The organism is Paenibacillus illinoisensis NBRC 15959 (genome assembly GCF_004000925.1).
GTDB classification, from domain to species: Bacteria; Bacillota; Bacilli; order Paenibacillales; family Paenibacillaceae; genus Paenibacillus; species Paenibacillus illinoisensis.
Genome location: NZ_BIME01000003.1, coordinates 57,779 through 79,774, shown reverse-complemented (window position 1 = coordinate 79,774; position 21,996 = coordinate 57,779). Strand labels below are relative to the sequence as shown.

The window sequence follows — 21,996 nt, the reverse complement described above, 5'->3', positions numbered from 1 at the left end:
CCTGTTTCTATTTGTTTGACGAGTCAGCCTGGATGAACCGGCTATACATGGCATCCAGAATATGCTGAAGCTCGGAGTGCAACGCTTCGATGGCTGGAATGTTCTCCAGGTTGTGCATCATGCCCAGGATAATAGCCCGGCGCGGCGTGAATTCCATCATTTCCTGCTTGAGAATGGCGATGGTTTCTAACGCATCATTTCGGGATTGTCCTGCAGCCAGATCGGTAGTTACGATATCCTGCATCTGTTTGATGATGTGAATGGGATGGCGCATCATGGTGGAATCCGATTTGGATTCACTGGTCCATGCCGGCCAGTTTTCCAAGCTAATCAAAGGCTCGGGTCGCTGATCCAGCAAACCGTACGCTGCATAATCCATCGTTTGCAGCAGATTCGCGGCCATTTTGGATACGGTAAGGGAAGGCATCTCCGTAAACCAGATCTTGATGTAGGACAGGAAAAGGCCGTGCGTCAGCAAAATAAGATCCACAGTATATGGCTCAATCTCGGGACCGTATAGATCCTCCAGCTTATCCTTGAACCAGTGCAGGGTTCGGATCTCCATATCCCTGTGATGCGGGTCGCATTTCCTGCCGGGATGCTGCTGCTCATCATCCATCATCATGCTGCGCAGCTGCACCCGAAGGAATTCTTTTAATTCGGATACATGAAGCAGCAGCGTCTCAATCTGTTTGTGCAGACGTTCTCGTGATGTGAGGCCAGCCTCATGTTCAATCTGTGACATTTCATCCAGCAGGGTATAGATGCAGTACTCCATCGTACTGGCTTCCAATTCCTCTTTGGATTTGAAAATCAGGTAGAGGCTTCCCTTGGACATGCCGCATAGCTCCGCAATCTCCTGCATGGACGTTGCAGCACTGCCTTTGGCAGAAAACAGCTTGAGAGCTGTCGTTATAATGAGTTTTTTCTTCTCATTCATTTCATGAATTGGGTTCATTAACGATACCTTCACCTCATCTGCGGAACTTATGAGTTCTTGAATTGACTTCAGGGTCAAAACAAGTATAAACGAAGTGGAAGAGCAAATTCAAATGGGAGGAAATTGGAAATTCGAACAATGAGAGCAGTCCAGTTTTTCAAGAAGGAGAGAGAGGTGGAAGTGAGCATTGCCGTGGATAAACGTAAAAACGTGTAAAGAACTATGCTCCATTCCCGAAGGCATGTATGGCCAGAATAATGATGGCTGTCAGTGCGACCAGATAAAATGCAGCCAGGAGGGCTAGGAATGAATAGCCTGCAAGCGTGCTGAGACGTACCAACCATTTCTTCATACAAGTCATCCTTTCCACATTCACAGCGTACATATGCCTATTTACATGATATACCAAAAAGACGACTTCCAGATGGAAATCGCCCTAGTTTTTACAAAATGAATACCATATTTACGTAATCAGCTTCAATCCGACTGCAGCCACCAGAATCATGGCAATGAACAGCAGCCTTTTGACCTCCTTGCGCTCGCCGAACAGGAACATGCCCGTTAATGTGCTGCCAACGGTACCAATGCCTGTCCAGACAGCGTAGGCGGTGCCCATCGGAATGGAGGTCATCGCATAGGACAACAGCGAGAAGCTGAATACAAAGGAAATGAGCATAAGCACGATATAAGGCCAGCCCTTTTTGGTCGAAGCGCCGTTGATTCCGATTACGCCGAAAATCTCACAGATACCTGCGCCTACAATTGCTAACCATGCCATTATGCCACACCTTCCTTCGCTTCTTCTTGTTGATCCGTCACGAGCTTCAGTCCGATTACGCCACAGAGCAGCAGTCCGATCAGCAGGATTTTGGCCAGACGGAATGGCTCCCCGAACAGCAGCATTTCCGCAAGCACGGTGCCTGCGGTACCGATTCCGGTAAATACGGCGTAGACCGTGCCCACCGGCAATCTCTTGGAGGCTGCGATGATCAGGGCGAAGCTAATGATGATAGCTGCAGCGGTTAGCGCCCATTCCCATAGATTGGAGGCATGCTTCAGTCCGCTTACCCAGACAATTTCGATGATGCCTCCGATAAATACGTATAACCAATTGCGGTTCATGATGATGTTTCTCCTTCCGGCACGATGTTCTGTGCCTCTTCGTTCAAATGATGAATGCCATGCCAAAAAACAGGCCATGCCGCCTCAAGACGTCTATTGTAACGGCGAGAGCTTCCATAAATAATCTCCACGGTAATTCCATCGAGAGAAGTCATAAAGGCAATGGCAGCTTGTTTCGTTGGAATCGAAGGTAATTCTCCATGACGTACTGCTCGCTGCAGGAGCCGGTTCAGTGATCGCTCCATGCCATCAAGAAATGGATGTGCGATGTCCATCACTTCGTTGTACAGTCCGGGAGGGGGGAAGTAGGACATGCGCAGCATCAAGCGTGTTGAAGGGCTAGCGTTATATTCCTGTTCGAACCAGGGGAACACGCCCTTGAGTCTGTCTTCCAGGGGAAGTTCGGCATGATCGCGGAAATATTCCAATGTATGGCGTTTTACTTCTTGAAAAGCATGAGCCAGTGCCTGGAGGAACAAGTCTTCCTTGCCACTGAAATGGGCATATATGGACGGTTTCTTAATTCCTACATCGTCAGCGATAGCCCGAAGGGATGCCCCTTCATATCCATCTCTGGCAAAGTGGAACAAGGCCGCATTACGTATGGATTGTGCTGTCATTTTATTCACCTTCCTAACGGTCGTTAGGAGACCATATTTTCATATTTCACATCAGATGTCAAGTCCATTCAAAAAAAGCCGCCTGCAGAAATTTCACAGGCGACCAATACACAACTCAGGGTAGCTTAGAACGTGGTAAATCCCAGTATGAGCTGCAGTTTATAGAGAATTCCCTTCAGGAAAGTGGTTTTCTCCTGGAATTCGTCCAGATTCAGAGTGAACTCGGCATCCTCATTATTCCACACTCGTTCAAAATAATCCGCCACGCTGCGACTAAACTCATTATCTGCAGGCGCAGCTACCCATAGTTCATTTTCAAGATTATAGTCATTCATGTTTCGGGGCGTAAGATTGGTTGATCCGCCAAGCACAATATGATCCCCAGTGGCTTTGGCAATATACAACATTTTGGTGTGATACTGCTCCTTGGTTGTGTTGTACCAGCGGATTTGGATCTTGCCATCCGATTTATCATGCAGCTCGGCGGCTACAGGCCGATTCGGAATACCGATTTTCTCCTGGCCGAAGGCATTCTCGTTCGGATCGAGCACAAGCCGGATATCTACTTCTCGTTTGGAAGCATCAAGCAATGCGTCCAGAACTTTTGGAGAAGCAATGTAGAACATGCCCATCCACAAGGTATCCCCTTTTTCCGTCAGATTGATCTCATGTAATACGGCATCATTCACTTTTCCTTCGGTCAGATAGCGGATGCGCAGATCGCCTTGGTTTGGATTGGTGGAAGGTGCTGTGTAGGAAGGAACTTGACCTCCCCCTGATATATCCAGTACGGCTTGTTCCGAATGAAGTATATCTCCAATGACGGGTCCCGTAACTTCAAACGCCACATTGGAGTGGTAGGCACTAGCATCATGGATATTGCCGGAGGAGACGATTGCCTTTTTCTCACTGGCTACGACCTTGCGATGATTGGCCTTTACATTAAGCAGCTTAAGGTAAGAGCGCATGGTAACATCTGGGCCGTCACTTGCCATCAGATTCGGAATCCAGCCATCACCCGACTGGCCAAACCATTGGAAGAACGTACGCCAGACTGCCGAGTATACGGGCGTCGAATCCCGGAGTGGATCCACATTGGTAATCACAACTTCAATGCCGGCCTTCTTCATTCGCTCCAGCAGTTCATTGGGTGCCGAATTATAATTGGTGTTCACTTCATCCGTAATGAACAAAATCTGCATGTCAGGATGCTGCTTTTTTTTGGCGACCAGAGCATCTGTGAATTCTACGCTAACCGGTGGGAAATGCTGACCCTTATGCTGATAGTTGTTAAACAGGAACATATCCACCACAACAAATTGCTCCGCCTCCTCCACAATCTGCAGCATGCGCTGGAAAATCTGCTGCTCGTGTTCCATCTGCCCGTCTGCCGACGGATAAGTGAGATCATGAAGGAATGCGACCTCGTCTACGCGATATTCCGGGCTTTCATAGGAGATGCCTGCGGGCAGGGGCTTATAAGTTTGATATAACATGACGGCCACAAGCCATAGAATAAGGAGTCCAAGAGCTGTTCGTATGTATGGAAAACGACGTCTGGATGTTTGGTGTTCTGATGATGATCGCCTTGTAGTAAACAACGGCATATCCCCTTTCTGTAAACGTGCTGACTACTATTACCACTCTGTCATGAGCATTGACGCAGGCTGCGTAGGGGACAGAGAGAAATGTATTTTATCCATATATGATTTGCCTGAATGCAATCGACAGGTGTGTGACCGTTGTGTATAATGAGTGTATTATTTTTGTAGAATGTTGGGATTTCCATATACTTGACAAGGACGGAGGAAGTATTCGTTAACCTATTGACGGTCGGGATATTTCAGAAAAGAGAGTAGGTAATCAAGTGTATTCCATCAAACAAGTCGCTGCCATGCTGGACATTCCAACGGTTACGCTCCGGGCTTGGGAGAATCGGTACAGTGCGGTAACCCCTGAACGGACGGAATCGGGTTATCGGTTGTACACGGATGAAAATGTTGAAGATTTGCGTTGGCTGAAGGAGCAGGTAGAACAGCATCAGACCAACATATCGGAAGCCGTGCGCATGTTAAAAGAAAACAAAGCAAAAACGCCAGAAGCGGTCATTCCGGGTCCGCTCACCGCGCCTGTTCCCACAATGGAAGAGGCCTACTTACGCATGACCGATCAGATATACGACTCGCTCTACCATTTCCAAGGTGAACGTGCCAACGGTTTGATTGATTTTGGTTTTACCATGTATGGATATGATTCGATGTTTTACCATGTGCTTGTACCCATTCTCGTTCGCGTGGGGGATGCATGGGAGCAGGGCAGAGCATCAGTCGCACAGGAACATTTTATGACCCAGCTGATCTCACAGCGGTTCTATCAGTTTTTCCATCTGTTCCCGATCTATCCGCATCTGCCCAAAGTTCTGGCACTCTGTCCGGAGGGGGAGCATCATCAGGTGGGATTGCTGTTGTTCTCGTTGTTTATGCGTAAAAATGGAGCCGAAGTATTATATCTCGGTGCCAATACTCCGGAGGAAGGGGTTTTCCCCATTATCCGGGAGCAAAAGATTAAGCTGGTCTGTCTCTCCATTACGAATCCAGCCTTAAGCGAGCAGTGTGATCGCCTGATCGATCGCATTCAGTCCGAGTTTCCGCATATGCGCTTTATCCTCGGAGGCAAGGGGTATGAGCGCAATGAAAATGCAGCTTATCCGGAGTGGGTCATGCCGGAGGAATCATCCGACTGGCAAGCATGGCTTGAGCGCGAGTATCTGACCGACAATCCAACCCGAACACAGGGCTAAGTGTTAAGTTCATCGGCCGACAAGTGTATGTGACCGAAGAGTTGAATGAGCGAATGCTCTCCCATGATAAGGTATAGGCTATTCAAGAAAAGGCATCCTATGACGCAAGCGCGTTAAGGGGTGCCTTTTTGTGATATTAACGCTAATTTTTTCGATTATTTGACCCGTGAGTCATATTTATGTTTACAAGTTCGTATAATATTTGTATTATATTTGTATAACGTTTTGTCTATTATCCGCTTCGGTGATTCTTCAATGGTTTAATAATAGGTTAGGAATGGTAAGAGTAGGTTTCGGACCATAAGAAAGGTGAGTGGCATGATATCTAATCAGCAACGTAAACGTGCGGCTGTAATTGGTGCGGGTCCAGGCGGGCTTGCAGCGGCCATGTTATTGTCCGGTCAGGGATATGAAGTGGACGTTTATGAGAAACAACCGGTGATTGGTGGACGTTCTGCCAGGCTGGAGCTCGGAGAATACCGATTCGACCGGGGCGCGACGTTTTTGATGATGCCCGGGCTGCTTGAAGAGATGTTCGAGTTGGTAGGACGCAAACTGTCCGATTACGTGGATCTGAAGGAACTGACACCCTTGTATGCCCTGAACTTCGGGGATAAGGTGTTCACGCCTTCCCGTAATCGTGAAGATACTGCTGCTCAGATCAAGGAATTGTTCCCTGGTAATGAAGACCATTACCTGAGGTTCATGCAGGATGAGGAAGTCAAGTTTGGTAAAGTCATGCCTTTGCTGCGTCGGCCTTTCGGCAAGCTGACAGATTATCTGCGCAAGGATGCGATAACGGCTCTTCCGAAGCTGGACGTGAACAATACCGTCTATGGCATCCTGTCCCGTTATTTTACTGACGAGCGTTTGCGCTGGGCCTTTACGTTTCAATCCAAATATTTGGGCATGTCTGCCTGGGATTGTCCGGGTACATTTACGATTCTGTCATTCATTGAGCACCATTATGGGCTGTTTCATCCGATTGGCGGTGTGAATCGCGTATTCCAGGGCATGGCTGACATTGTAAAGGAATATGGTGGACGTATACATACATCCTGTCCGGTGAAGCAGGTCGTCGTCCGTAACGGCCGAGCCGAGGGACTACTGCTTGAGAACGGTGAACGCATTGAAGCGGATCATGTGGTCGTTAATGCAGACTTTGCCCATGCGGTGAACCATCTGTTCGAACCGGGTGTGCTTAAGAAATATACGCCGGAGAAAATGAAACGCAAGAAGTACTCCTGTTCTACAGCGATGCTCTATCTGGGAGTAGACGGCGAGATTGATCTGCCGCATCACTCGATTTACTTTCCCGAAGATTACCGATTGAACGTGGACGAGATCACGAAGCACAAAGTATTGTCCGCTGACCCGTCTCTATATATTCATAACCCTTCCAAGCTCGATTCGACACTCGCACCTGCAGGAAAATCTTCATTATATGTGCTTATGCCCTCTCCGAACCTTACCGGGGACATTGATTGGGATGTGGAACGGGAGAATGTACGCGAGGCGATGATGCAGCGGCTTGAAGCGATCCCGGAGCTCGCAGACATTCGGAGTCGTATCGAAGAGTCCATGATGTTTACCCCGCTTGACTGGGAAAATGAACTGGATGTGTACCGCGGTGCGACATTTAATATGGCTCACAATCTGGGTCAGATGATGTATCTGCGTCCGCATAACCAGTTCGAAGAGCTGAAAGGGGTATGGCTGGTCGGCGGTGGAACCCACCCGGGCAGCGGACTGCCTACGATATTTGAGTCTGCTCGAATCAGTGTCAGGCTGATCCAGGAAGAGGATGCCAAAACCCGTTCAAACCGGTCTACTTATGTGAAGACTGCTGAAGCCGGAGGTCATTCATGAAGCGGGCAGCCATTGTAGGAGCAGGCATTGGCGGGCTGACCTCGGCACTGCTGCTGAATCGGCAGGGCTGGGACGTCACCGTTTACGAACGGGGTTCCCGGGTTGGCGGACGCATCGGCTATGAGCAGAACGGGGAATATCGCATTGACCAGGGTCCAACCATCGTACTTCTGCCCGACATGCTGCATGGCATTCTGGAGGAGGCTGGGGTGGATCGCTCCAAAGTGGAGCTGCTCCGCTGTGATCCGTTATACAGGGTTCACTACAGCAGCGGACGTGTCATGACCAAGATGACAGATCGCGGTCAGCAGGCCGACGAGATCGAGCGGTTATTCCCGGGAGAGAGCCGAGGGTTCACAAGATTCATGAAGGACATGGATACCCTGTTCCCGGCAGGACGGTCTGCTTTTCTGGAAAGAGCTTTTCCGCGGAAAAGGGATTTTTTCACACCGTCTCTCATGTCCCTGATGGGCAGGCTCCGTGCACACAAAAGCGTACGTAAAGCTGTAGGAGATTATTTTCATCATGAGGAACTGGTTGATGCCTATTCACTTCAGAGTCTGTATATTGGCGGTTCGCCATTCGGTACTCCGGGAATCTATTCCCTTCTTCCTTATGCAGAGCATGAATATGGAATCTGGATGGTGAAGGGCGGATATGCTGCATTACCGAAAATTCTGGAATCCGAACTGATCGCGCGTGGCGGGCGTGTTGTGCTGAATACGGAAGTAACGGGACTGCGAATTGAACATGGCGTTTGCCGAGGGGTAGAAACGGCTGCTGGTTCGGAAGATGTGGACGCAGTCATCTATAATGGCGATTTCCCTCATCTGACAGGTCTACTGGGCGGCATACCGGAAGCAGTGCGCAAAAAGAAACCCTATCGTCCCTCATCCGGGTGTGTGTTGATTTATGTTGGGGTCGACAAAACTTGGGAAGATGCAACGACGCATCAATTTTTCCTGCCACCCAGTCTTGATGGAAGCTTGCGGGAAGTATTCAATCAGCGCCGTATTCCGGAACAGTCTTCATTTTATGTATTTAACCCGGTAGCTGTTGATGATTCCGCTGCGCCAGCCGGTCAAAGTGTATTGTATTTCCTTGTTCCGGTGCCAGACGCAGAAGGTGTGGACTGGTCCAGGGAGAGTGGGGCTCTGGTGGAACGGGTGCTGGAGGAAGCGGAAGAACGTGGTTTCCCGGGACTTCGTGCATCGATCAGGTGGAAGAAAGTACGCACGCCAGCAGATGCCGAGCGAGATGGACTCTACGGCGGTGGAAGTTTCGGTATTGCACCTATTCTGTTTCAATCGGGTGTGTATCGGCCGCAGCCGAAGCCGTTTCCGACGATACGCGGATTGTACGCAGCAGGAGCATCGGTGCATCCAGGCGGTGGCGTTCCGATCGTAATGCAAAGTGCACGCATGGCCGTCAATCTACTCATGAAGGAGATGGGAACATGAATGAAATGATTTTGAACAGGTGCGAAGAGTTGATGCAGAAGGGATCTTCTTCTTTTTATCAGGCTTTCAGAGGTTTGCCCAGTCCGCGCCGTGAAGCGGTGTATGTGATCTATGCGTTCTGCCGCATCATTGATGACAGTGTGGATGAACCAGAGAAGTCGATGTATACGATACATGAGATTCGGGATCATTTTGAATACCTGGAAGAGGCAGAAGGCCATTTTATCTGGCCTGCATTGAGATGGTTATTCTCGAACTTTCCCCACCTGGACAAAGGACCTTTCTTTCGGCAGATGGACGGACAGATGACCGATCTCGAGGTAACTCACTATGCAACGATGAAGGAGCTGGAACATTACTGCTATCTTGTAGCAGGGACGGTAGGGGAGATGCTGCTTCCTGTGCTGCGTGATGACAATGGTGCCGAAGTGGCCGTAAACGGCATTGCACTTGGCAAGGGCATGCAGATCGTCAACATCATTCGTGACGTGGGGGAAGATCGGGCAAGAGCACGCCGTTATGTTCCGCTCGAAATTATGGAAAAGCATGGGTACTCCGAACAGGATTGGGCAGAGGGTATTGTGGACGAACGGTTTGTAGCCATCATCCAGGAATTGAAAGCCTCAGCACTCGAATGGTTCCGTCTTGGCATGGATCGGCTCGAGACCTATCCTACGGAAAGTGCATTTGCCATTGAACTGGCAGCAGCCTTCTACTCCACCATATTACATGCGGTAGAACGTAACGACTATGACGTGTATAACAAACGGGCATTTGTAACCGACGAGCTGAAGCTGGAGATGCTAGGAGCCATTGTGAAACGTTATCCGGTACTCGCCTATCAGGCTTCCCGTACGGCGGTCTCCTGATGATTCAGGGTCTCTATTGGGCATGGTACATCATTGGAGCCACGCTAATGCTAACCATTGGAGTACCTGAACAATTATCGTTTTCCAACGGACTGTTTCTTGTGTTCTATGCACTTTATGTCGTGGAACTGATCTATCAGGGACGAAGAAGGAATGGAATGTCCGACCAGTCAGTCATATGGAAACAGCCAGGACTCTGGGTGTCTTCTGCCATTCTGTGGCTGGGTGGCATGGGGATCGAATGGATCGGTGTCCATACGAAATGGCCTTTTGGTGAATACGGTTATTCGGACTTCTTCGGCATTCATCTATTCAGTGTACCGGTCACCCTGGGATTTGCCTGGATTGCAGTCGTCGGAAATTCCGCTCTATTGAGCGGCGGGGGTTCGACCTGGAAGGGGAAGCTGATTCGGGCGATCAAGACCGGTTTCTGGGCCATTTTGCTTGATCTGGTGCTTGATCCGGTTGCGCACGCCAGAGGTTTCTGGCATTGGGAGGCCCCCGGTGGCTTCTATGGCGTCCCTTGGACCAATTACATCAGTTGGTTCATTATGGGTGCGTTCCTGTCGCTCTTTCTTCCAGCCATGCCTGCTGACCGCAGTTCGCTGCTGCGGGCCAAGTGGCTGTACCAGCTGTTCATCCTGTTATTCGGTCTGCTCGCATGGAAAGAAGGTATCACAGGCAGTTTCATCATTGCGCTTGTGGGCATGCTGCTAGCAGAAGGGAGCTGGTTCTATGATTCCCGCCGAAAAGTCAAAATCATTTAACCGAATGTTTTATTTATACAACCAGTATTACTTGCTGCGTCGTCGCTTTCGTTCGTTCACACTATCGGGGACACTGGATCCGCAGTTTGACGGCCATTCCGTCTCTCCGATTGACCCGAACCGGCCAGTTCTCTATTTCATGAATCATAGCTCCTGGTGGGACGGACTGCTGCTCTATCATGCATCCCGCCGTACTTCAACGGGGGACCATTACGTCATGATGGAAGAGAGGCAGCTGCAGCAGTATGCCTTCTTTCGCAAACTCGGCGCATACTCCATCAACAAGGAGAGCGCTTCTGCAATCCGAAAGACCATGCAGTACACAACAGGGCTGCTTCAATCCGGCAAAAGGGTGTGGATCTTTCCGCAGGGTGAAATCCTGCATCAGGATGCAAGACCCATTCGATTTCGCCCAGGCATCGGGCTATTGCTTCGCCGTTCTCCGCAGACGCTAGCCGTTCCTGTGACCCTGTGTCATGGTATGGTTCAGCATGATATGCCGGAGGTTTCGATGCTCGCCGGTGCGCCTCTAATGGAAGACTGGCATGTATGGAAGAGCGAAGAGATTGCAGCCAGACTTGGCCTGGTGTTGGAACAGCAGTTAGACGAGCATAAGTCGGAGCTGGTTCGCATCGGACAAGGGAGTCTGCCGGGGGCCGTTTCCCTGATTCGTAACGGAAGATCCACAAGTGAAAAATACGATGCAGCACGAAAGCGGGGGGTCCGTTAACATGAGTGCATCCGAGATATTATGGATCATATTAACAACTGCACTCGGTGTGCAGTTGATTTTTGCTCTCTGGAATGCGACTTGTCTTCCCGGAATTCGTTCGTTCCCTGCAGACCAGCTGCTGCACCAGGATAAGCTCGTATCTGTCCTGATTCCGGCTCGGAATGAAAGACTACATATTGAAGGATGCCTGGAGAGTGTGCTCGCAAGCAACACAACCGGCTACCGGATGGAAGTGCTGGTATTGAATGATCGTTCCGAGGATGAAACGGCGGCCTTGGTTCAGAAGATTGCGAATCGGGATGCGCGTGTACGTCTCCTTGATGGGGCGGAGCCACCACCTGGTTGGATGGGCAAGTCATATGCGTGCCACCAACTGGTTCAGGAGGCCAAAGGCGAGTGGTTTATGTTCGTTGATGCGGATGTAAGGCTTGAGCCAGAGGCTATTCGGCAGACCGTATCTGCCGGCTGTGAGTTGGGAAAAGGTCTGGTGACAGGGTTTCCCTATCAGGTGGCCAAGACCTGGATGGAGAAGCTGGTCGTACCGATGATGGTATTCACGATCATCAGTCATCTTCCCATCTTCATGATACGCAGATCATCAAGTCCGCTATTTGTAGCAGCAACCGGAGCTTTCCTGCTGATTCATCGTTCGAGCTACGAAGCTTCCGGTGGCCATGCAGCCATTCAGGGAGATCTGGTGGACGACATGAGTCTGGCGAAGGCGGTCAAGCGTGCAGGTCATCCGGTTATGCTGGCGGATGTGCATGAATTGGTCAGCACGCGGATGTATCAGAATGGAACCGAAGTATGGAACGGATATAAGAAGAACATGTACGAAGGAACGGGACGCAGGGATGTACTCCTGCTGGGTACCCTAGTCATGTACACCCTAATGTACATTGTCCCTCCTCTTGGATTGCTGTTCGGTTTACTATCAGGAAGCTCTGCAGCCATCATGTATGGACTTATTGGTACACTGCTGGGTATGAGTGTAAAAAGGGTGGCGGATCAGACGGGCGGGCAACCCTGGTGGCTTGCAAGTCTGCAATCTGTCAGCATGGCCTGCGTGATTGGTATTGGAATAGCATCCTGGCGAGCCGGTCGCTCAGGGAAAGGATACGTTTGGAAAGGCAGGCGGTATAGTTGAGCAGAAAAGTGGTCATTATTGGCGCGGGCTTCGGTGGCTTGTCCTGTGCCATTCGCCTTGCATCACAAGGCATACAGGTAACCATGCTGGAGCGTCAGACACATGTGGGTGGCAAGCTGCAGCAAGTGGAACGGAACGGATATCATTTTGACCGCGGTCCAAGTACGATTACGATGCCTTCCACCTTCCGCTCTGTCTTTGAGCATGCGGGTACCAAAATGGAGGATTACGTCCAGCTGTATGAGCTGGAGCCCCGAACACGCAATGTGTTTGCAGACGGTACCGTGGTGGATCTGTCCGGCAAGCGTGAATGGATGGAGGAACAAATTGCAGTGTACAGTCCGGAAGACGCACTGCGCTACGATGCATTCATGGATGAATCTGCAGCACTTTATGCGGAAGCCGATCGTCATTTTCTTGGCAAACTGCTGCTAACTGCCAAAGACAAGTACAACCTCCAGATGCTTCGCAGTTTGCTGCGCGTTCGCCCGGCTGTGAAGCTTAATCAGCTCCTGCGGTCGTATTTTAGTCATCCCAACACCTTGGCGATGTTTGGCCGTTACGCGACCTACGTCGGCTCATCACCTTATCAGGCTCCATCCATCTTCGCGATGATGGGCCATGTAGAGGCAGATGAAGGGGTATACGGTGTAAAAGGCGGAACCTATGAGCTGATCAAAGCCATGGCGAAGCTTGCTCAGGAAAAAGGAGTACGGATAATGACTGGCATCGAGGTCCGGCAGATTGTCGTTCGTCATGGCAAGGTCATAGGTGTGGATACGGATCAAGGCTTCCATGAAGCCGATCAGGTGGTGGCCAACGGGGATGTGCTCAGTGTAAACCGTCATCTGCTTGCGCCGGAACATCGGAAGCAGATGAGTGATCGCAGGATTCGCAAATATGAGCCGTCCATTTCCGGTTATGTGACACTGGCTGGCGTGCGGAAGCAGTATGACTCCCTGCTGCACCATACTGTCTTTTTCCCGGATAGGTATGAACCGGAGTTCGAACATATTTTCCGTGAACGCAGGATGCCGCTGGATCCGACCATCTACATCTGTTATTCCGGTTATTCGGAGGCAGGCATGGCTCCTGAAGGAGCGAGTAATCTGTTTATATTGGTAAACGCCCCATATCTGTCGGATGCATGGAACTGGGAAGAGCAAACGGAACGCTACGGCGAGTTGGTACTGGATAAGCTTGCACAGCGGGGAATTACAGGATTAAGGCAATCAGATGTATTAATACGGTACACACCACAGGATATTGAACGCGATACATTGGCGCATCAAGGGTCCATCTACGGGATTTCCTCCAATTCAGTGAGGCAGACCTTCTCTCGCCCCGGCAACAAAAGCAGGGATGTACAGGGGTTATGGTACGTGGGTGGAACGACGCATCCGGGAGGCGGGACGCCGATTGTAACGCTATCCGGACAGCTGGTGGGCGAGCAGCTTGCATCCATGCTCTTGTGATTCATCAGAGATGAGCGGGTGCGCCCTTTCATTAGCATGTCCGGAACGGTATACTGGGTAGAGTTGACGCGTGGAAGATATCACCGGCGACTCAGTAGGAATTCTATACATGCAGAATTATGCGTTACATATAAGCAAAAAAGTAAGCAAAAAATGGAGTGTTTCAATTGAACGGAACCGGCAGGGGGTCCCTGTCCATCCGCACAATTTCTCACATAAGGAGGTCTCATCATGAATGAACAAGAGCGAGCCGGCAAGCGGCTGCTTCCCGAGGTGGCTACGGGGGAACGGAAGCTGGAGCATGTGCGCCTCTGTCTGGAAGAGAATGTTGCAGGAGAAGGGATCACGAGCGGAATGGAGCGGTACGTATTTCGTCATAATCCCCTGCCTGAACTGAATTTTGATGAGGTCAGTCTGGATACCGTTTTTATGGGAAAAGAGGTTCGTACACCGCTGCTCATCAGCTCGATGACGGGTGGAAGCCAAACGACTGGCGCCATTAACGAGCGGCTTGCCCGCGTGGCCAATGCCAGAGGCTGGGCGCTTGGCGTAGGTTCCATACGGGCAGCAGTAGAACAACCTGAACTGGCACCGACCTTCGATGTACGGCGCTGGGCCCCTGACATCCCGGTAATCGCCAACCTGGGTGCAGTGCAGTTGAATTACGGCTTCAACACTGCCGACTTCCAGCGTGCGGTTGAGATCGCTGGTGCGGATGTGCTGGTACTGCATCTGAACGGTTTGCAGGAGATCTTCCAGCCGGAGGGCAATACGGACTTCAGCGGGTTGTTGAACCGGATTGAAGACCTGTGCCGTACGATGGATGTACCTGTTGGAGTGAAGGAAGTAGGCTGGGGCATTGATGGAATAACGGCACAGCGGCTGTATGAAGCGGGTGCGGCATTTATCGACGTGGCCGGAGCTGGAGGCACCAGCTGGGTACAGGTGGAGAAATACCGGAACAACAACCCGGTTCGCAGGGCAGCAGCCGAAGCTTTTGCCGATTGGGGCATTCCGACTGCCGAGTGCATCCGGGAAGTCAGAGCACTGAATCCGGAAGGAGTACTGATTGGCAGCGGCGGACTTCATCATGGAGTGGATGCAGCCAAGGCGCTCGCGCTGGGTGCAGACCTGGCCGGTTTCGGTCGTTCCTTGCTCGAATCCGCAGTGGCTTCGGATGAAGCGCTGGATGGTCGGCTGGAGCAGGTAGAGTTCGAACTTCGTACGGTCATGTTCGGTATCGGAGCCGGGCGAATCGAAGATTTGCAGCAGACAGAGCGATTGGTCGAGCGGCGTTAATACGGAAGAGGGGCAACCTTGTCATGTTCATGCTCATGACATCGGGTAAGCCCCTTTTTTATTATGAAAAGACAGAAGGATTACCAACACTCTTCTTTTACCGTGATATTGTCGTTGGTTACGGTGACATAGGTATTGCCGGATAGATACTCCGTGTAACCACAGACGACTTTGGTATGAATTTCCCCTCGGCTATCCGTAAATTGTAGGTGAACGGATGATTCCCCGGAAGGACTAAGCCTAGGGGCGAACTTTACTTTTTTACCGCTGGCGATATCCTTTTTCAGCTTGTACACGGAGCCATCTCTTTCGCTGTTAACCGGGCCTTCACCTTGGACCAGACTTGCATTGACATTTGCAAGATCGAAGTCTGATTGATTGTGAATGGTGATCCTTAGCGATCGGAATTGGTCTATGGTTGGATAAGCCATACCGATGATGATTGCAATGAAGATAACCACACCCGCCAAGAGAATGATGATTTTCCTTGAAGGTCGTTTGCGACGTCTGTTCATCTTATATTTGCTCCTCTCGTTATGGTGAATAAACAATGGAAGTCTGATAAAAGTTATGCAGATTTTTTTCCACTTCATGTATGATGAACAATAAATCGTTTCATTTAGATCAAGACTTAGAAAAATCGAATACGGAATTTGAACCCGGGAGGGAATACTATGGAGCTTATATCCATGAATGATCAAGAGTTTGCGAATTTCCGAAAGCGTTCAATTACGGATTTTGCAGTTGAGAAAGTAGAAGCAGGGGCATGGGCGGAGGAAGAAGCGCAGGAGCTCGCTGAGGCATCTTATGATCGCTATTTGCCTGAAGGACTGAATACGCCTGGAGCCTTCATCTATAACCTGGTGCATCCGGTAGACGGCAATGTGGGGTACATCTGGTTTAACATTACGGACAATCGCCGGGGTAAGGAAGCCTTCTTGCTCGATATTGTTGTCGAAGAAGCATATCGGGGCAAGGGGTATGGTACCGAAACGATGGAAGCACTTGAACAAGCGGCACGCCGTCTTCAGGTGGATCGAATTGGTTTGCATGTGTTTGGACATAATGTGCGGGCGAGTAGCTTGTATCGCAAGATGGGATACGAGATCACTGATCTGACGATGTACAAGGAACTTAAACGGTAATCATGCAGAAACGAAACCCGAAGTTCCTTGATGCCTCCGGGTTTGTCATATATAATGTATAAGATTATCCATACCGAACAAGTAATGAATGAGGAGTTGTCATATACATGGCTTTGAAAGCTGGAATCGTGGGCCTGCCAAACGTTGGTAAATCCACTCTGTTTAACGCAATTACACAAGCAGGTGCCGAGTCGGCAAACTATCCGTTCTGTACGATTGACCCGAACGTGGGGATCGTTGAAGTACCGGACGAGCGTTTGGACAAATTGACAGAACTCGTTGTACCGAAGAAGACAGTACCCACAGCGTTTGAATTCGTAGATATCGCAGGTCTTGTGCGCGGGGCAAGTAAAGGCGAAGGTTTGGGTAACAAGTTTCTTGCCCACATTCGTGAAGTGGATGCGATTGTTCACGTGGTACGTTGCTTTGTTGATGAGAATATCACTCACGTAGATGGCAAAATTGACCCGGTAAGCGACATCCAGACGATTAATCTGGAGCTGATCCTGGCTGATATCGAGAGTGTTGAGAAAAAAATCGAACGCTCCAAGAAAAACATGAAGGGCGGCAACAAGCAGGCTGCTCAAGAAGTGGAAGTACTGGAGAAAGTGAAGGCAGTTCTGTACGAAGATAAGCCGGCACGCAGCATGGAATTGACAGACGAAGAGCGTCTGATCGTACGTGATCTGCACCTGCTTACCCTGAAGCCGGTTCTGTATGCAGCTAACGTAGCCGAGGATGAAATCGGTGATGTGGCGAACAATGCCTATGTGCAAAAAGTAAGAGAATTCGCGGCTGCTGAAAATGCAGAAGTGGTGCCGATCAGTGCAAAAGTCGAAGAAGAAATCTCCGAGCTGGAAGGCGAAGATAAGCAAATGTTCCTGGAAGAGCTCGGTATCGAGGATTCCGGTCTGAACTTGTTGATCAAAGCCGCATACAAGCTGCTGGGTCTGTACACATACTTCACGGCAGGTGTACAGGAAGTTCGTGCGTGGACGATCCGCAAGGGTACAAAAGCACCGGGCGCAGCGGGTGTAATTCATACGGACTTCGAGCGCGGATTCATTCGTGCAGAAGTTGTTTCCTACGAAGACCTGGTTGCAGCTGGTTCCATGAACGGTGCCAAAGAACGCGGACAGCTTCGTTTGGAAGGTAAAGAATATGTTGTCAATGACGGAGATGTTATGCACTTCCGTTTCAACGTATAAGCGTATAACCAATCAATCTAAGCAGTACATGATAGACACGAACAGCCCTGCTGTCTTCCCTGAAGATGGCAGGTTTTTTTATTTGTGATGAAGGGTGTAACGCGCAGATCAGAGGAATAGGCGAGAATAGGAGGGAAGGATCCGTGCTGGCAACCCGCTTGTTCTGCTTATACTGGATTGTTTGCGCAGTGTGGATATAATAGAGGAAAAGGGCATGGGGAGGATGGACAATGGAGAATGCAGTAACTCGTATTCAATATGATGAAGCATATGTGAAAGCGATGCATTTACCGAGAGAGATTAGCGATCTGCTTCTTGTTGAGGGAGTACCCCAGTTTCGCGATGAGGGTAACGATCTGCTGGGTGTCCATTTTCGGTCAATGCCGGAACGAGGCTTGATTCAGGTGCAACGTGATGACGGCTTCACTACGCTTCTGCCGATCGGATATGAGTGGGAGGAAAAATCCGCCTTGTTCGGTGTGGAGACAGGAACGGGCGCAGTTTACTCGGTAGACGCATCATCAGGGGAACACGGGTTGATCAACACCAGTCTGGTTCGGTTTCTTGAATTTCTCCAGCGTTACGCTCAATTCATTGAGAATTTCTCCGAAGTGCATGAGCCCAGTGTGATGACACTGAAAGAAGCACAAGCCAAACTGGCAGCTTTTCAAAGGGGAGAGCTTACACCAGGAAAGAAAAAGGGCCATGTATCCGGCCGAAAAGAGGCCATAAGCGAACTCCGGGCTTTCTTTGCCGAACAGGATCCAGGTAGTTTATCGAATAAAAAAGCTTGGTGGAGCCTGGTTCTTGAACAGCTTGAAGATGGCTTGTTGTAGCTGATATCCATTGAAGAATAATGTAATAATGCCATTGTCAGTTGTGCCATAATCTAAAGCGAACCTGTAGGCAGGTGGAAAAGCATCTGTTCAGGATGAGAAGAATATGCTATAATTAAGAGTCGTGTACCTAGGTTGATTTAGCTCGCTTTTTGTAAGACTTAAGCGGGGATTAGCGTAAGGTACATGAGCTCTTTTATATAACTTAAAAGTAAAGGATTTGATGACGTTGTAGCGATGTTGCGTCGGTCATTAATGAATGTTACGGTCAGGGTTCGGTTTGGCTCAGAACCTATGCGTTATGAAAATAGATGATATAAATAATGAACATGGAGCGCCTGCCCGGAGAAGACGTGCAGCGCATCACCAAAAATAAATCGTGAGGTGACTATATATGTTGGATAAATTACAGGCATTGGCAGACCGTTATGACAAGCTTAGCGAGCTGCTCTGTGACCCGGATGTGGCAAGCGATAACAAAAAGCTGCGTGAGTATTCCAAAGAGCAATCCGATCTGCAGCCGACGTACGAAGCATACAATGAGTACAAACAGGTGAGTCAGGATCTCGAAGCAGCGAAAGAAATGCAAGGCGAGAAGCTGGATGACGAGATGCGTGAAATGGTCAAAATGGAAATCGAAGAACTCAGTGCCCGTCAGAAAGAACTGGACGAACTGATTCGTGTTCTCATGCTGCCCAAAGATCCGAATGACGACAAAAACGTCATCGTGGAAATTCGCGGAGCAGCGGGTGGAGATGAAGCGGCGTTGTTTGCAGCGGATCTATACCGCATGTACACACGTTATGCCGATAATCAAGGCTGGCGCGTGGAATTGATGGATGCCAATACGAATGATGTCGGCGGATTCAAAGAGGTTATTTTCCTCATCAACGGCCGCGGTGCATACAGCAAAATGAAGTACGAGAGTGGTGCACACCGTGTACAACGTATCCCGACAACCGAATCAGGTGGACGGATTCATACTTCCACTTCAACGGTAGCCGTTATGCCTGAAGCTGAAGATTTCGATATCGAAATTCATGATAAAGACATTCGCGTGGATACGTTCTGTTCCAGCGGTGCCGGCGGACAGTCGGTTAACACGACGAAATCTGCTGTACGGGTAACGCACGTTCCAACCGGAATCGTAGCGACATGTCAGGATGGTAAATCGCAGAACTCGAACAAGGAAAAAGCGCTGCAAGTATTGCGTACCCGGATCTTCGATATGATGCGCCAGGAAGAAGAAGCGAAAATTGCAGGGGAGCGGAAGAGTAAAGTGGGTACAGGGGACCGCAGTGAGCGGATTCGTACGTACAACTTCCCGCAAAGCCGTGTAACAGATCACCGCATTGGTCTGACCATGCACAAATTGGATCAGGTCATGAACGGAGAGATTGAAGAAATCCTGTCTGCGCTGACGATTGCCGAGCAGACGGAGATGATGGATAGAGGAGAATAATGCTGTGACCCGCGCGCAGTTTGTGATGACGCCGGAACAGAGCTGTCGGGAAGCCTTCGTGGAGGCTTCCTCTTTTTTGGAAAAGAGCGGCGTGTACGAGCCGCAGAATAATGCCCGGCTGCTGCTGGAGCATGTACTCGGCGTCTATGGCGCCGCGTATTACATGATGCAGCCGGAACCCTTCCCCAGCGAGCTGCGCAGCCGCTGGGAGGACGCCGTCACGCGCAAGGCTGCGGGTGAGCCGGCGCAGTATATTATCGGCAGCCAGGAGTTCTATGGGCTGCCGTTCGAGGTCACGCCGGCCGTGCTGATTCCGCGGCCGGAGACCGAGCTGCTAGTCGAGGCTGTGCTGCGCGAAGCCGACCGCGTGTTTCCCGGCGGCGCTCCGCTCGCCGTCGATATTGGCACGGGCAGCGGTGCGATCGCGGTGACGATCGCCTCGCAGCGCCCGCGCTGGCAGGTCGGCGCCGGAGACATCTCGGCGGCGGCGCTGCAAGTGGCCGCGCGGAACGCGGCCGCGAACGGGGTACAGATCGACTTCCGTGAAGGCGATCTGCTGGCCCCGTTCGCAGGGGCTCGGGTGGACATTTTGGTGTCCAACCCGCCATATATCCCGGCGGCGGATATCGCCGGGCTGCAGCCTGAGGTGCGCGATCATGAACCGCGCACGGCACTGGACGGCGGTCCGGACGGACTGGCACCGTACCGGGTCATGCTGGAACAGCTGGCACTGCTGCCTGCGCCGCCGCAGGTCATTGGTTTTGAACTCGGTCAGGGACAAGCTCGCGACATCGCCGCATTGCTTGAATCAGCCGGACACTGGCCGGAAATTATCATTGTTCCGGACCTTGCCGGGATCGAGCGGCATGTCCTGGGTGTTCGTACTTCGGAACAGGTGACGAAAATGTAAGGTTCTGCGGGTTTTCTTTTTGCCGCGAAATCCTCTACAATGGGATATACCGAAGATTGCTGAATGCTTGGGGGAACATAACTACATGCTGCATAAATTCAAAAAGATAGACTACTCGATTGTGTTCATCTTGCTGATCCTGATGGTCATCAGTATTTTGTCCATTTATAGTACGACCTTTGGCCGTCCGAAGCTGGAGGGGCTCACGAGAAACGCTGTTATCTTTTATATTTTAGGTTTCGTGATCTTTTTTGGAATTTCAATGATCAATTACAAGGTTATTATCAAAAACTATTTATATATTTATGGAGTAGGCATGCTGCTGCTTATTCTGGTTATGTTTATAGGTCAGGAATATTACGGCGCCAAGGGCTGGTTGTCCATTTTTGGCTTCAGTTTGCAGCCAGCAGAGTTATTCAAGCTCTGTCTCATTGTGTTCTTGTCGGCCCTTCTGGCTCGAAAGAAGAACCGACCGCTTTATTTTGGACGTGATGTCGTACCGGTTTCACTTTGTGTGCTGCCACCTTTGCTGCTCGTCTTGCTGCAAAATGACTTGGGGAACGCACTGAGCTATGTGATCATTCTGGTAGGACTGCTCTGGATTGGCAACATCAAATTCAGTCATGCCCTCATTGGATTTATGATTGCTGTGGCTGCTTTTGTTGGGGGAACACAGGCGTACATTCACTATCATGATGAAATCGTCAAATTCCTGAAGGAAATTGGTCGTTCTCACTGGGCGGATCGCTTCGACCCATGGCTCGTGCCGGATCAGACTTCCAGAGACGTGCTCTGGCAGACCTATAACGCGAAGCTGGCGATTGGTTCTGGTGGCATTAGTGGTAAAGGATACTTGGAAGGTACAACGATTCAGTCAAATCGGGTACCGCTGGCTTATGCCGACTCGATTTTTGTGCAGATTGGGGAGGAGTTTGGCTTTGTAGGTGCTTCAGTGCTGCTGCTGCTGTACTTTATTCTCATCCACAGGCTGGTCCTTATAGCCCTCGAATGTAAAGATCGCGCAGGGCCTTATCTCATCGTCGGCATTATCGCGATGCTGCTCTACCAGATTTTTGTCAACATTGGTCCGTTCATCGGGTTAATGCCGCTGACCGGGATCACGCTGCCTTTTATCAGTTCAGGAGGGACCTCGCTTGTGCTGAACATGATCAGTATGGGTATCGTGATGAGTATCAAGGTCCATACGGAAGAGAACGAGGATATTTTGGGCTCTGCAGAACAACCGGGGATTACGGATATCGTCCTCAAGTTGTTCAGAAGGAAACCGTCCCAGCAGGAACAGTAATTCCTTTTATCAGGTACAGGAAACAAAA

At 50.2% G+C, this 21,996-nt stretch carries 22 protein-coding genes; 15 read left to right on the top strand and 7 right to left on the bottom strand.

The annotated features are described in order from the left end of the window. Positions 1 to 7: 7 nt before the first annotated feature. From PIL01S_RS09080 to PIL01S_RS09060, 6 genes are all read right to left on the bottom strand, one after another. Entirely contained in the window at positions 8 to 958 is a 951-nt protein-coding gene (locus PIL01S_RS09080; RefSeq protein WP_127537269.1) for a TetR/AcrR family transcriptional regulator, read from the bottom strand. 202 nt (positions 959 to 1,160) lie between these two features. Continuing rightward, positions 1,161 to 1,292, bottom strand: coding sequence for a hypothetical protein (locus PIL01S_RS30020; RefSeq protein ID WP_281280778.1), 132 nt, complete (start codon positions 1,290 to 1,292; stop codon positions 1,161 to 1,163). Between the two features lie 111 nt (positions 1,293 to 1,403). Further along, on the bottom strand, positions 1,404 to 1,718 hold the full coding sequence (locus tag PIL01S_RS09075) for a DMT family transporter (protein ID WP_095359987.1): 315 nt from the start codon (positions 1,716 to 1,718) through the stop codon (positions 1,404 to 1,406). Then, positions 1,718 to 2,062, bottom strand: coding sequence for a DMT family transporter (locus PIL01S_RS09070; RefSeq protein ID WP_110758598.1), 345 nt, complete (start codon positions 2,060 to 2,062; stop codon positions 1,718 to 1,720). Before PIL01S_RS09070 ends, PIL01S_RS09075 begins: the two co-directional genes overlap by 1 nt. Further along, the gene (locus PIL01S_RS09065) at positions 2,059 to 2,682 is read right to left on the bottom strand and encodes a TetR/AcrR family transcriptional regulator (RefSeq protein ID WP_127537268.1); all 624 of its coding nucleotides are present in this window, start codon (positions 2,680 to 2,682) and stop codon (positions 2,059 to 2,061) included. Before PIL01S_RS09065 ends, PIL01S_RS09070 begins: the two co-directional genes overlap by 4 nt. A 125-nt stretch (positions 2,683 to 2,807) precedes the next feature. Continuing rightward, on the bottom strand, positions 2,808 to 4,283 hold the full coding sequence (locus tag PIL01S_RS09060; RefSeq protein WP_463674764.1) for a phospholipase D family protein: 1,476 nt from the start codon (positions 4,281 to 4,283) through the stop codon (positions 2,808 to 2,810). A gap of 266 nt (positions 4,284 to 4,549) precedes the next feature. On the opposite strand from PIL01S_RS09060, the gene PIL01S_RS09055 reads away from it, so the two are divergent. The 9 genes from PIL01S_RS09055 to fni all read left to right on the top strand — a co-directional run bounded on the left by PIL01S_RS09055 (position 4,550) and on the right by fni (position 15,101). Next, positions 4,550 to 5,482: a MerR family transcriptional regulator gene (locus tag PIL01S_RS09055; RefSeq protein ID WP_127537266.1), complete on the top strand. Its 933-nt coding sequence runs from the start codon at positions 4,550 to 4,552 to the stop codon at positions 5,480 to 5,482. Positions 5,483 to 5,800: 318 nt separating this feature from the next. Then, the gene (locus tag PIL01S_RS09050) at positions 5,801 to 7,351 is read left to right on the top strand and encodes a phytoene desaturase family protein (RefSeq protein ID WP_127537265.1); all 1,551 of its coding nucleotides are present in this window, start codon (positions 5,801 to 5,803) and stop codon (positions 7,349 to 7,351) included. After that, positions 7,348 to 8,811: a phytoene desaturase family protein gene (locus PIL01S_RS09045; RefSeq protein ID WP_127537264.1), complete on the top strand. Its 1,464-nt coding sequence runs from the start codon at positions 7,348 to 7,350 to the stop codon at positions 8,809 to 8,811. The genes PIL01S_RS09050 and PIL01S_RS09045 overlap by 4 nt, the downstream gene beginning before the upstream one ends. Beyond that, positions 8,808 to 9,680, top strand: coding sequence for a phytoene/squalene synthase family protein (locus PIL01S_RS09040; protein ID WP_127537263.1), 873 nt, complete (start codon positions 8,808 to 8,810; stop codon positions 9,678 to 9,680). Before PIL01S_RS09045 ends, PIL01S_RS09040 begins: the two co-directional genes overlap by 4 nt. Further along, positions 9,680 to 10,447, top strand: a complete 768-nt coding sequence (locus PIL01S_RS09035; RefSeq protein ID WP_127537262.1) for a carotenoid biosynthesis protein — start codon at positions 9,680 to 9,682, stop codon at positions 10,445 to 10,447. Before PIL01S_RS09040 ends, PIL01S_RS09035 begins: the two co-directional genes overlap by 1 nt. Continuing rightward, positions 10,416 to 11,177 carry a lysophospholipid acyltransferase family protein gene (locus PIL01S_RS09030; RefSeq protein ID WP_127537261.1) on the top strand — a complete coding sequence of 254 codons (762 nt, stop codon included), beginning with the start codon at positions 10,416 to 10,418 and terminating at the stop codon, positions 11,175 to 11,177. The genes PIL01S_RS09035 and PIL01S_RS09030 overlap by 32 nt, the downstream gene beginning before the upstream one ends. Before the next feature lies 1 nt (position 11,178). Continuing rightward, on the top strand, positions 11,179 to 12,327 hold the full coding sequence (locus PIL01S_RS09025; RefSeq protein WP_127537260.1) for a glycosyltransferase family 2 protein: 1,149 nt from the start codon (positions 11,179 to 11,181) through the stop codon (positions 12,325 to 12,327). Continuing rightward, entirely contained in the window at positions 12,324 to 13,802 is a 1,479-nt protein-coding gene (locus PIL01S_RS09020) for a phytoene desaturase family protein (RefSeq protein WP_127537259.1), read from the top strand. The genes PIL01S_RS09025 and PIL01S_RS09020 overlap by 4 nt, the downstream gene beginning before the upstream one ends. Positions 13,803 to 14,033: 231 nt before the next feature. Further along, on the top strand, positions 14,034 to 15,101 hold the full coding sequence (fni, locus tag PIL01S_RS09015; protein WP_127537258.1) for a type 2 isopentenyl-diphosphate Delta-isomerase: 1,068 nt from the start codon (positions 14,034 to 14,036) through the stop codon (positions 15,099 to 15,101). Between the two features lie 80 nt (positions 15,102 to 15,181). Here fni and PIL01S_RS09010 read toward each other — a convergent pair whose 3' ends face one another. Next, on the bottom strand, positions 15,182 to 15,616 hold the full coding sequence (locus PIL01S_RS09010) for a hypothetical protein (RefSeq protein ID WP_127537257.1): 435 nt from the start codon (positions 15,614 to 15,616) through the stop codon (positions 15,182 to 15,184). A 159-nt stretch (positions 15,617 to 15,775) separates the two neighbouring features. On the opposite strand from PIL01S_RS09010, the gene PIL01S_RS09005 reads away from it, so the two are divergent. From PIL01S_RS09005 to PIL01S_RS08980, 6 genes are all read left to right on the top strand, one after another. Beyond that, positions 15,776 to 16,246: a GNAT family N-acetyltransferase gene (locus tag PIL01S_RS09005; RefSeq protein ID WP_127537256.1), complete on the top strand. Its 471-nt coding sequence runs from the start codon at positions 15,776 to 15,778 to the stop codon at positions 16,244 to 16,246. A gap of 107 nt (positions 16,247 to 16,353) precedes the next feature. Further along, positions 16,354 to 17,454, top strand: a complete 1,101-nt coding sequence (gene ychF, locus PIL01S_RS09000; RefSeq protein WP_127537255.1) for a redox-regulated ATPase YchF — start codon at positions 16,354 to 16,356, stop codon at positions 17,452 to 17,454. Positions 17,455 to 17,684: 230 nt separating this feature from the next. Continuing rightward, entirely contained in the window at positions 17,685 to 18,290 is a 606-nt protein-coding gene (locus tag PIL01S_RS08995) for an SUKH-4 family immunity protein (protein WP_127537254.1), read from the top strand. Between the two features lie 394 nt (positions 18,291 to 18,684). Then, on the top strand, positions 18,685 to 19,752 hold the full coding sequence (prfA, locus tag PIL01S_RS08990; RefSeq protein ID WP_095291198.1) for a peptide chain release factor 1: 1,068 nt from the start codon (positions 18,685 to 18,687) through the stop codon (positions 19,750 to 19,752). Between the two features lie 25 nt (positions 19,753 to 19,777). Next, complete coding sequence (prmC, locus tag PIL01S_RS08985; protein ID WP_127537624.1) at positions 19,778 to 20,662, top strand: peptide chain release factor N(5)-glutamine methyltransferase; 885 nt, start codon at positions 19,778 to 19,780, stop codon at positions 20,660 to 20,662. 85 nt (positions 20,663 to 20,747) lie between these two features. After that, positions 20,748 to 21,968, top strand: a complete 1,221-nt coding sequence (locus tag PIL01S_RS08980) for an FtsW/RodA/SpoVE family cell cycle protein (RefSeq protein WP_127537253.1) — start codon at positions 20,748 to 20,750, stop codon at positions 21,966 to 21,968. Positions 21,969 to 21,996 lie beyond the last annotated feature (28 nt).

What these genes read in the sequence shown, in the direction of transcription:
- PIL01S_RS09080 (WP_127537269.1), bottom strand. Translation starts at nt 958, where the DNA reads ATGAACCCAATTCATGAAATGAATGAGAAGAAAAAACTCATTATAACG.
- PIL01S_RS30020 (WP_281280778.1), bottom strand. Translation starts at nt 1,292, where the DNA reads ATGAAGAAATGGTTGGTACGTCTCAGCACGCTTGCAGGCTATTCATTC.
- PIL01S_RS09075 (WP_095359987.1), bottom strand. Translation starts at nt 1,718, where the DNA reads ATGGCATGGTTAGCAATTGTAGGCGCAGGTATCTGTGAGATTTTCGGC.
- PIL01S_RS09070 (WP_110758598.1), bottom strand. Translation starts at nt 2,062, where the DNA reads ATGAACCGCAATTGGTTATACGTATTTATCGGAGGCATCATCGAAATT.
- PIL01S_RS09065 (WP_127537268.1), bottom strand. Translation starts at nt 2,682, where the DNA reads ATGACAGCACAATCCATACGTAATGCGGCCTTGTTCCACTTTGCCAGA.
- PIL01S_RS09050 (WP_127537265.1), top strand. Translation starts at nt 5,801, where the DNA reads ATGATATCTAATCAGCAACGTAAACGTGCGGCTGTAATTGGTGCGGGT.
- PIL01S_RS09045 (WP_127537264.1), top strand. Translation starts at nt 7,348, where the DNA reads ATGAAGCGGGCAGCCATTGTAGGAGCAGGCATTGGCGGGCTGACCTCG.
- PIL01S_RS09040 (WP_127537263.1), top strand. Translation starts at nt 8,808, where the DNA reads ATGAATGAAATGATTTTGAACAGGTGCGAAGAGTTGATGCAGAAGGGA.
- PIL01S_RS09035 (WP_127537262.1), top strand. Translation starts at nt 9,680, where the DNA reads ATGATTCAGGGTCTCTATTGGGCATGGTACATCATTGGAGCCACGCTA.
- PIL01S_RS09030 (WP_127537261.1), top strand. Translation starts at nt 10,416, where the DNA reads ATGATTCCCGCCGAAAAGTCAAAATCATTTAACCGAATGTTTTATTTA.
- PIL01S_RS09025 (WP_127537260.1), top strand. Translation starts at nt 11,179, where the DNA reads ATGAGTGCATCCGAGATATTATGGATCATATTAACAACTGCACTCGGT.
- fni (WP_127537258.1), top strand. Translation starts at nt 14,034, where the DNA reads ATGAATGAACAAGAGCGAGCCGGCAAGCGGCTGCTTCCCGAGGTGGCT.
- PIL01S_RS09010 (WP_127537257.1), bottom strand. Translation starts at nt 15,616, where the DNA reads ATGAACAGACGTCGCAAACGACCTTCAAGGAAAATCATCATTCTCTTG.
- PIL01S_RS09005 (WP_127537256.1), top strand. Translation starts at nt 15,776, where the DNA reads ATGGAGCTTATATCCATGAATGATCAAGAGTTTGCGAATTTCCGAAAG.
- ychF (WP_127537255.1), top strand. Translation starts at nt 16,354, where the DNA reads ATGGCTTTGAAAGCTGGAATCGTGGGCCTGCCAAACGTTGGTAAATCC.
- PIL01S_RS08995 (WP_127537254.1), top strand. Translation starts at nt 17,685, where the DNA reads ATGGAGAATGCAGTAACTCGTATTCAATATGATGAAGCATATGTGAAA.
- prfA (WP_095291198.1), top strand. Translation starts at nt 18,685, where the DNA reads ATGTTGGATAAATTACAGGCATTGGCAGACCGTTATGACAAGCTTAGC.
- prmC (WP_127537624.1), top strand. Translation starts at nt 19,778, where the DNA reads ATGACGCCGGAACAGAGCTGTCGGGAAGCCTTCGTGGAGGCTTCCTCT.
- PIL01S_RS08980 (WP_127537253.1), top strand. Translation starts at nt 20,748, where the DNA reads ATGCTGCATAAATTCAAAAAGATAGACTACTCGATTGTGTTCATCTTG.